This is a genomic window from Gordonibacter massiliensis (ex Traore et al. 2017) (assembly GCF_019731765.1).
GTDB lineage: Bacteria > Actinomycetota > Coriobacteriia > Coriobacteriales > Eggerthellaceae > Gordonibacter > Gordonibacter massiliensis.
In genome coordinates, this window is record NZ_JAASIO010000025.1 from 1 (window position 1) to 8,254 (window position 8,254).

8 protein-coding genes are annotated in these 8,254 nt (G+C 66.6%); 6 read left to right on the top strand and 2 right to left on the bottom strand.

Annotated features, from left to right (window positions below):
* Positions 1-179: 179 nt before the first annotated feature.
* Together HCH03_RS16130 and HCH03_RS16135 are read left to right on the top strand one after the other, a co-directional pair.
* Positions 180-413, top strand: a complete 234-nt coding sequence (locus HCH03_RS16130; RefSeq protein WP_221690320.1) for a hypothetical protein — start codon at positions 180-182, stop codon at positions 411-413.
* A 77-nt stretch (positions 414-490) separates the two neighbouring features.
* On the top strand, positions 491-1,720 hold the full coding sequence (locus tag HCH03_RS16135) for an MFS transporter (RefSeq protein ID WP_221690321.1): 1,230 nt from the start codon (positions 491-493) through the stop codon (positions 1,718-1,720).
* A 278-nt stretch (positions 1,721-1,998) separates the two neighbouring features.
* Here the strand turns inward: HCH03_RS16135 and HCH03_RS16140 are convergent, their stop codons facing one another.
* Positions 1,999-2,193: a helix-turn-helix domain-containing protein gene (locus HCH03_RS16140; protein WP_246600103.1), complete on the bottom strand. Its 195-nt coding sequence runs from the start codon at positions 2,191-2,193 to the stop codon at positions 1,999-2,001.
* A 149-nt stretch (positions 2,194-2,342) separates the two neighbouring features.
* Between HCH03_RS16140 and HCH03_RS16145 the strand changes: the two genes are divergently transcribed.
* The 4 genes from HCH03_RS16145 (at position 2,343) to HCH03_RS16160 (ending at position 7,637) form a co-directional block, all read left to right on the top strand.
* Positions 2,343-2,570, top strand: coding sequence for a helix-turn-helix domain-containing protein (locus HCH03_RS16145; protein WP_221690323.1), 228 nt, complete (start codon positions 2,343-2,345; stop codon positions 2,568-2,570).
* 529 nt (positions 2,571-3,099) lie between these two features.
* Complete coding sequence (locus HCH03_RS16150; RefSeq protein WP_221690324.1) at positions 3,100-4,437, top strand: NAD(P)/FAD-dependent oxidoreductase; 1,338 nt, start codon at positions 3,100-3,102, stop codon at positions 4,435-4,437.
* 155 nt (positions 4,438-4,592) lie between these two features.
* On the top strand, positions 4,593-5,888 hold the full coding sequence (locus HCH03_RS16155; protein WP_221690325.1) for an ATP-binding protein: 1,296 nt from the start codon (positions 4,593-4,595) through the stop codon (positions 5,886-5,888).
* Positions 5,889-5,921: 33 nt separating this feature from the next.
* A complete protein-coding gene (locus tag HCH03_RS16160) occupies positions 5,922-7,637 on the top strand; it encodes an NAD(P)/FAD-dependent oxidoreductase (RefSeq protein ID WP_221690327.1) in 1,716 nt (571 codons plus the stop codon).
* Here HCH03_RS16160 and HCH03_RS16165 read toward each other — a convergent pair.
* Positions 7,634-8,152, bottom strand: a complete 519-nt coding sequence (locus HCH03_RS16165) for a cob(I)yrinic acid a,c-diamide adenosyltransferase (protein WP_221690326.1) — start codon at positions 8,150-8,152, stop codon at positions 7,634-7,636. The genes HCH03_RS16160 and HCH03_RS16165 overlap by 4 nt on opposite strands.
* Between the last annotated feature and the right edge of the window lie 102 nt (positions 8,153-8,254).

Genomic DNA, 8,254 nt, shown 5'->3' on the forward strand with positions numbered 1-8,254 from the left:
CCATGCGGTTCGGCACCGTCGAGGAGATCGCCGCGGCGGCCGCCGAGAAGGGCCGCCGCGCGATGTTCGTGCCGACGATCTAGCCGCTTGCCGAAGGGGCCGATTCGGTGCCGCTCGGCGCTCTCCGTCGGCCCCTTCCCCTTGTTTGGAAAACCAGTATCGAACGAAAGGATCTTCGTATGTGCTTCAGGCCAGCAACCGTCGCTCCCGACAAAACATGCCCCGCCTGCGGGGAAACGTGCAAACCGGAGCTGGACGCGTGCCCCAAGTGCGGCGCCGAGCTTCCGAAGACGTCCATGCCGCCCATGCCCGGCGCCCCCGGTGCGGCGGGCGCTCCCGGTATGCCCAAGGCTCCCGGCGCGCCCGGCGCGCCCGGCGCGCCCAAACCCCCGAGCGCTCCCGGCACGCGTTAGGCTCTCCCGCCCGTCTTGGCGGCCCCACCGAGCGACTTCGCCGGCTTTCGATGTACCTTTTCCCTTGAGAGGTTGCGATGGAGTATCCCAATCATCCTGCGCGGCGGTACCAGAACTGCATCGCGGTGGCGGTCCCGCTCTTTCTGGTCGCCACGGCGGTGACGGCGATCCAGTACAAGATACCCACCATCATGGTTCCCGTCATGCAACAGTTCGGGGTGGGTGCGTACGCCGCCTCGTGGCTCATGTCCATCTTCACGTTCGTGGGCATCGTGTTCTCCCTGCCGGTGGGGATGCTCGCGCGCAGGTTCCAGCCGAAAAGGATCATCCTCGCCGCCGTGGTTTTGGCGTGCGCCGCCTCCCTTGCCGGGGCGTTCGCCCAAGACGTTGCCCTGCTTCTGGCCACGCGTGCGCTGGAGGGCGTCTCGCTCGTGTGCGTTATCGCGTGCGGGCCCATCGTGATCCAGCAGTGCGTCGATCCTGCCAGAAGGGGAACCGCTTCGGGCATCTGGATGCTGGGCGGCATGATCGGCGCCACGCTGGCGGGCGTGACGACGCCTCTGCTTTACGATCTGGTCGGGTTTTCCGGGCTGTGGCTTGCCTATGCCGCTTTTGCCGCCGTCTCGGGCGCCATCCTTGCCGTGGTGGTGAAGGCCCCGGCGGCAAAGGCCCCTGCGGCAAACGGGAACGAATCGCGTGCCGTGCGCGATGCGCGACCCTTCCGGGAAAGGCTCAAAGCGGAATACGGGGTGTTCGCCAAGCCGAACACGTGGGCCTTCTACCTTCCTTTCGGCATATTCCAGATACTGCTGCTGTCGGTGCTCTCGTACGCTCCCACTTCTTTGCAGCAGCAGGGCATGGACGCGTCCTTGTCGGGATTCGTGAGCACGCTTCCCATGCTCATCGCCATCGTGTCGTCCGTCGCGTTCGGCGCGCTGTCGGACGCGCTGCATCGCTGCAAGCCGCTGTTCGTCGTGGGGATGCTGGCGATGGCCCTTTGCACGCCGGTGCTCTTGACGCTTTCCGGGGTGCCCTTGTGGATCGCCGTCGTGGCGATGGGCCTGTTCGCCATGGGCGTGCCCACTGTCGCCATTTCCGCCTATCCTTCGATTCTGGGCGATCCGAAGCTGATGACCGTGGGCATGGGCGTGCTCATGCTGGTGCAGAGCATGGGCCAGTTCCTCGGGTCGCTCGTGCCCGCCAGCCTGCTCGGCCCCGACCTGTCCCAATGGACGCTGTGCGCCGCCGTGCTGTGCGGGCTCGGGCTCGTCGGCACCGTCTCGCTGCTGGCATGCAGGTTCAGGTGATCGACGCTTGTCTGAAGAGGGGTTGTTCCTGAAGTCGCCTCTCAGCATTCCCACACGAGGCCGACAAAGCGTCTTCGCGTCTTTTTTGTAGCGCAGAACCTTACTCTGCGAGAAGACCGTGGAAACGGTGCGCTTCGGCGGGTTTTGGCATACTTCCGCGCGGCAAGACGCGTTTCCGTAGGTCGTATGGGGCGTGGAAAGCCCCAACACTACGGAATGACCGCCGCGTTACCGTGGCATTAGAAACAACCCCTAAATAGTGCGATGTTCGCGCGTTCCTAGAAATCGATCAGGTCGTCCACGCGCACGCCAAGGGCGTCGGCGATCTTCATCAGCTGCTCGAGGCCGATTTTGATTTGGCCTTTCTCGACGCGCACAATGTAAGAATTCGAGGTTGAATGACCGATCATGCCTGCAAGATCCCTTTGAGACAACTCGCGATCCATTCTGGCGCTACGAATCGCCTCTCCCAAGCACGCGTATCTTTTGTCCATATTCTCGGCCATGACAAGAGGGTATGCGCTAGAATTATCTTGATGAATACTGGTGAGTATTCATTTAACGCGCGTTGACGTTTTGTGCTGCATGGGATGGCGGACGTTTGGTAAAGAGAGGACGAAGCATGTCCATAAGGCTGCGCTTCGATTGCGTGACGGACGAGCGCGAGGTTGGCTTGCGCGAGCTTTCGGAAAGAGTGGGGATCGCTCCTGCCAGCCTCTCTCGCATCGAAACGGGCGGGATCCGCGCCATACGCTTCTCGACGCTGAGCGGGCTATGCGAGGTGCTGGGATGTCAGCCAGGCGATTTGCTGGAATACGTTCCCGACGGTAAGGACGAGGGCGGGCGGTGACTCCCCATTTCTATTCGACGCGGAGCATCGACGGTCGGGGTGGTGGCGGGAGGGTCTTAGGGCTCCGGCGTCTGGCGGATGCGCTCCTGGTCGATAGCTTCTGCAATAGACGGGGGCGTGTTTGATCGTGGTCGCAGCGTGACTCGGCGGGGATGTTTTTGAACAAAAATCACCGATCTCCCCATGGGTTTGGAGCTGCAGGGGTGTCGCGTTTTCGGCCTTGCGCGTTCTGCTGGCGTTTGCCCAGTTCATGCGATTTTGAAACTGCTTGCTGGATGTTACGGAGCGGTCCCAGGTGGGGGACGTCGGTGATTTTTGCGCAGAACAACATGCAGGTGCCGCAAGGTCGCGCCTCGGCTACACTGTCGGCCCAAAAACGCGGAATTCGGCCCCAAAACGCGTTTTTGGGCCGACAGTGGGTAGCACGCCGATGACTCGCGCGTCCATCGTGGGGCGATGGGTATGCGCGACGCGCGCTCGAAGCTTCTTCCGCATGGGCGCGCTGGCTCGCTTACCTTATAATGATGGCATGAAGAAACTGGCTATCATAGGCGGCGGGGCCGCCGGATTGGCGGCAGCCGTCGCCGCTGCGCGCGACGCGGCGGGCGACATGGACGTCGTGGTGTACGAAGCCGACGAGCGCGTGGGGCGCTCCATTCTGGCTACGGGCAACGGGCGGTGCAATTTCTCGAACGCGCGCGTCGACGCGGGGGTGTATCGCAACGCGACGTTCGTCGCGGAGGCGCTCGGCGCGCTCGCCGAGGATATGGTGGAGTCGGGCGTGGAGGGCTTTCCCGAAACCGCAGACGATGCATCGCCTGCGGATACGGCTGGTGGCGCCTCGTCTACCGGAACGGTCGGTCATCGCGTGCTCGCCGACGCCGACCCGTCCGTCGATCCCGTGCACGCGTTCTTCGCCGATCTCGGCCTTGTGTGGCGCGAGGAGGGCGAGGGGCGCCTGTACCCGCTTGCCAACAAGGCTTCGAGCGTGCTCGACGTGCTGCGTTCGGCTATGGCCGACTTCGGCGCGGTCGAGGCGTGCGAGCGCCGGGCGGTGCGCCTCGATGTGCCCGAGCGCCCGGGCGGGCGCTTCCATATCCGTTTCGCCGACGGCGCGGTGGAGCACGCCGACGCCGTGGTGCTGGCCACCGGCGGCCGCACGGCGCGCGAGCTGTTGCCGGCGGGCATCCCCGTGTCCGGCACGCGTCCGGTGCTCGGGCCGCTGCGCACCGCAACCGACGTGGTGAAACATCTGAACAACATACGCGTGCGCGGCGCCGTGTCGCTCGCCGGACCCGACGGCCGGGTCAAAGCGTGCGAGGCGGGCGAGATCCTGTTCCGCGATTACGGCGTGTCGGGCATCGCGGTGTTCAACCTGTCGCGTTTCGCCGAAGCGGGCGACCGCCTGCTCATCGACCTGCTGCCGCAGGTGCCCGAGGACGGTTGCGCGGGGTTCCTGCACGCACGCCGCAAGCGGTCCACGGCCGACGGCCGCCCGCTCTCGCGCGAGGCGTTCCTGCGCGGCATGCTGCTACCGGCGGTGGCGCGCGCCGTGCTGCGCGAGGCCGGTTTGGCGCCCGAGGCGCCGCTCGCCAAGCGCGACGTAGCGCCGCTGGCAGCAGCGCTCAAGGCGTTTCCGCTCGAGGTGCGCGGCATCGGCGACGAGCGGCAATGCCAAGTGCGCCGCGGCGGCGCGGACGTCGCCGCGTTCGACCCCCGCACGCTCGAAGCCTGCGCGGTGCCCGGCCTGTACGTGGTGGGCGAGGCCCTAGACGTGGACGCTCCCTGCGGCGGCTACAACCTGCACTGGGCCTGGGCGAGCGGCATCTTGGCGGGTCGGAGCGCGGCGCGACGACTGGCGGACTAGGTCGGATAGGCGATCCTCGCGTCCGCAGCAGGCTCGTCTAGCGGTAAGAGCGTTTCTGGGAGGTTTCTAGAAGGCTCGATTCTTTAGTCGATCTACGCTCGATTTTTTAGTAAAATCTACTCGATTCATTATTCCTTTCAATGAAAGGCGCCTTTATGAGCCTCAAGCCAGACGGATACAGGCCTCGTCTCCTCGATGAGTTGTTGGATCGTCGCTTGAACGGCTTCGGTGCCGTCGAGGTGGCTGGCACGAAGTTCTGTGGGAAGACGTGGACCAGCATGGCTCACGGAAACAGCATCGTTCATGTTGACGACGACGCCGTCAAGCAGATGGTGACGCTCGACGCGGCCTTGGCTTTGGAGGGCGCTCGCCCTCACATCGTCGACGAATGGCAAGACGTGCCGAAGATTTGGGACGCGGTCAGAAGAAAAGTGGACGAAACCGGCAATCGGCGCGGTCAGTTCATACTCACCGGGTCGTCGACGGTGGATAAATCAAGCGTGTCGCATAGCGGTGCCGGCAGGATAGTAAGCATGCGCATGCGTCCCATGAGCCTGTTCGAAAGCGGCGATTCGAGCGGTACTATATCCCTTCAAGCCCTGTTCGACGGCGAGTTTGAAGCGCAGCAGGTGGAGACCGACGTTCGAATGCTCGCGTATGTCATTTGCCGGGGCGGTTGGCCGGCGGCGCTTGACGGGGATGCGGAGTTGGTGGGCGATCTGCCCGCCCAATACCTTGACGCTCTGTTCGGCGCAAGCGCGCCTCGATGCGGGCTTGACGGGCATACGGCCAGAAGGGTGGCGATGTCTCTTGCCCGAAACGTCGGCAAAACGCTGACCTATAAAACCCTGTATGCCGATGTGTTCGAAGACGAATCTCCCGAGCGCGCGAACGACAGCGTTCTTTACCAGAGGCTCGAGCCCTACGTGAGCTTCTTCAACAACCAGTATTTCATCGAGGAGCAGAGGGGGTGGGACGCTCCCATCAAATCCCGCTCGCGCGTGCGCTCCAAGCCTAAACGGACGTTTGCCGATCCCTCCCTTCCCGCCTCTCTTTTGGGGATGTCGCCCGAGCGCCTGTTGTACGAAATGCAGCTGTTCGGAAATCTGTTCGAGGAGCTGTGCCTGCGCGACGTGCGCGTGTACGCTTCGGCTATGTGCCAAGTGCCCGAGCCGTCGGTGTACTATTACGCCGACGCCGATGGCTTGGAGGTGGATATGGTGATAGAACTCGCCGACGGCCGTTGGGGGGCCATCGAGGTGAAGCTGAGCGAGGAGAAGGTGCCGGAAGCGGAGAAGAGCCTCCTGCGACTTCGCGACAAAGTGGCGGCGAATCCCGCCGCCCAAAACAAGGAACCGTCGTTTATGGCCGTGTTGGTGGGAAAAGCGACGTTTTGTCGGAGAACGCCGGCGGGCGTGTACGTTGTTCCGATCACGTCGCTCACAGTGTGACGATCGTGCCCCGGAAGGAAGGTAGTGCCCACCATGCTTGAGGTGTCGAACGTGAAGTTGCCGCTTGATGCGGGGTTGCCGGGCGCGGCGGGCGAGGGGCTTGTGCGCGCGGCGGCGGCGCGGGCGCTGGGCGTGGCGGCGGGCGACGTGCGCGAGGTTCGCCTGATCAAGCGCAGCGTGGACGCGCGCAAGAAGCGCGACGTGCATTTCGTGGCCACCCTCGGCGCGGAGTTGGCCGACGCCGCCGCCGAAGACCGGGTGCTCGCGGCGGCGCAGGAACGCGGCGGTGCGGGGGTCGTGGCGGGCACGCACGTTAAGCGCGGCGAGCCGTACGAGCCGCTTCCCGTGCCCGACCTGCGCGTGGCGGCCGGCGCGCAGCCGCGCCCGGTGGTGGTGGGCGCCGGCCCCGCGGGGCTGTTCTGCGCGCTGTACCTGGCGCGCGCGGGGCTGCGGCCCCTCGTGCTGGAACGCGGCGGCGACGTGGACGAGCGCCTGCGTGCCGTGGCCGCCTTCGACGGCGGCGGCGATTTGGATCCGCGCACGAACATCCAGTTCGGCGAGGGCGGGGCGGGCACGTTCTCGGACGGCAAGCTCACCACGAACATCAAGAACCCGCTCGCCAGGCATGTGCTGCGATGGTTCGTGGAAGCCGGCGCGCCGCGGGAGATCCTTTGGCAGGCGAAGCCCCACATCGGCACGGACGTGCTGGTGGGCGTGGTGCGCGCGCTGCGCGAGCAGATCGTCGAAGCGGGCGGCGAAGTGCGCTTCGGCGTCCAGCTCACGGATCTGCGCTTCGAGGGCGGCGCTCTCGCCGAGATCGAGGCGACCGACGTGCGCACGGGGTGCAGCGAGCGCGTGCCCGCGCGCCGTGTGGTGCTGGCGTGCGGGCATTCCGCACGCGACACGTTCGAGGCCGTGCTGGCGGCCGGCGTGCGCATGGAGCAGAAGCCGTTCTCCGTGGGCGTGCGCATCGAGCACCTTCAGAGCGCGATCGATCGCGCCCAGTACGGCCCGGCGGCGTCGCATTCCGCGCTCGGCGCGGCCGACTACAAGCTGGCCGTGCACCTGCCGGCGCGCGACGGCGAAGGCGAGGGGCGCGGCGTGTACACGTTCTGCATGTGTCCGGGCGGCCAGGTGGTGTGCGCGGCCAGCGAGCCCGGCGGCGTGACGGTGAACGGCATGAGCCGCTTCGCGCGCGACGGTGAGAACGCGAACAGCGCGCTGCTGGTGGGCGTGGGCCCGGAAGACTTCGGGAGCGACCACCCGCTCGCGGGTGTGGAGCTGCAGCGGCGCATGGAGCGGGCGGCCTACGAGGCGGCTTTGGCCGCGGGCGGCTCTCCGTACCAGGCCCCGGCCCAGACGGTGGGCGACTTCCTCGCAGGGCGCTCGGGAACCCCGAGCGCGACGGTGCGCCCCACCTACGCGCGCGGTGTGGCCTGGTGCGACCTGCGGGACTGCCTGCCGCCGTTCGCGGCCGACGCGCTGGCCGAGGCGCTGCCGCTGCTCGATCGCAAGCTGCACGGCTTCGCCGACGCCGACGCCGTCATGACCGGCGTGGAAACGCGCAGCTCCAGCCCCGTGCGCATCGTGCGCGACGATGCCCTGCAAGCGGTACTGGAGCGCCCAACTGCGACGGGCAGCGGCCTCTACCCCTGCGGCGAGGGCGCCGGCTACGCCGGCGGCATCATGAGCGCTGCCTGCGACGGCCTGCGCGTGGCCCAGGCGGTGGCGGAGGCGTTCGCCCGCTAGAACTCGATGCCGCGGCGGGCGCGCACGCCGTCGCGGAAGTAGTGCTTCACCTCGCGCATCTCGGTCACGAGGTCGGCCGCTGCCCTGATGTCGCCGCCGGCGCCGCGTCCGGTGAGCACCAGCTCCACGTCCCTCGGGCGCTCGCGGACCAGCTCCAGCAGCGCGCCCGCGTCTAGGTATCCGAGGGCGTCGGCCACGTTCGCCTCGTCCAGCACCACGACGTCGTAGCGCCCGCCGAGCAGCGCCTCGCGGGCCCGCTCGAAGCCCGCCTGCGCGGCGCGCGCATCGGCCTGCGGGTCGGGAGCAGCGATCTCGCCGCCCGTGCCGTACTGCTCGACGACCACCCGGTCGCCGAGCGCGCGAAACGCGTCAAGCTCGCCCGTCTCGTTGTTCTTCATGAATTGGCCGAAGTACACGCGCAGCCCCGCGCCCGCCGCCCGCACGGCCAGCCCGACGGCGGCCGTCGTCTTGCCCTTGCCGTTGCCCGTGTACACCTGCACCTTGCCTTCGTCCATGTCCGTACCTTTCGTTTTTCGACTGCGCGCTGCGCGTCATCGCTTCGCGACGCCTCCCTGCGCTCGCTTCGCGTGCTCGGGAGTTCGACAGTCCACTGGACT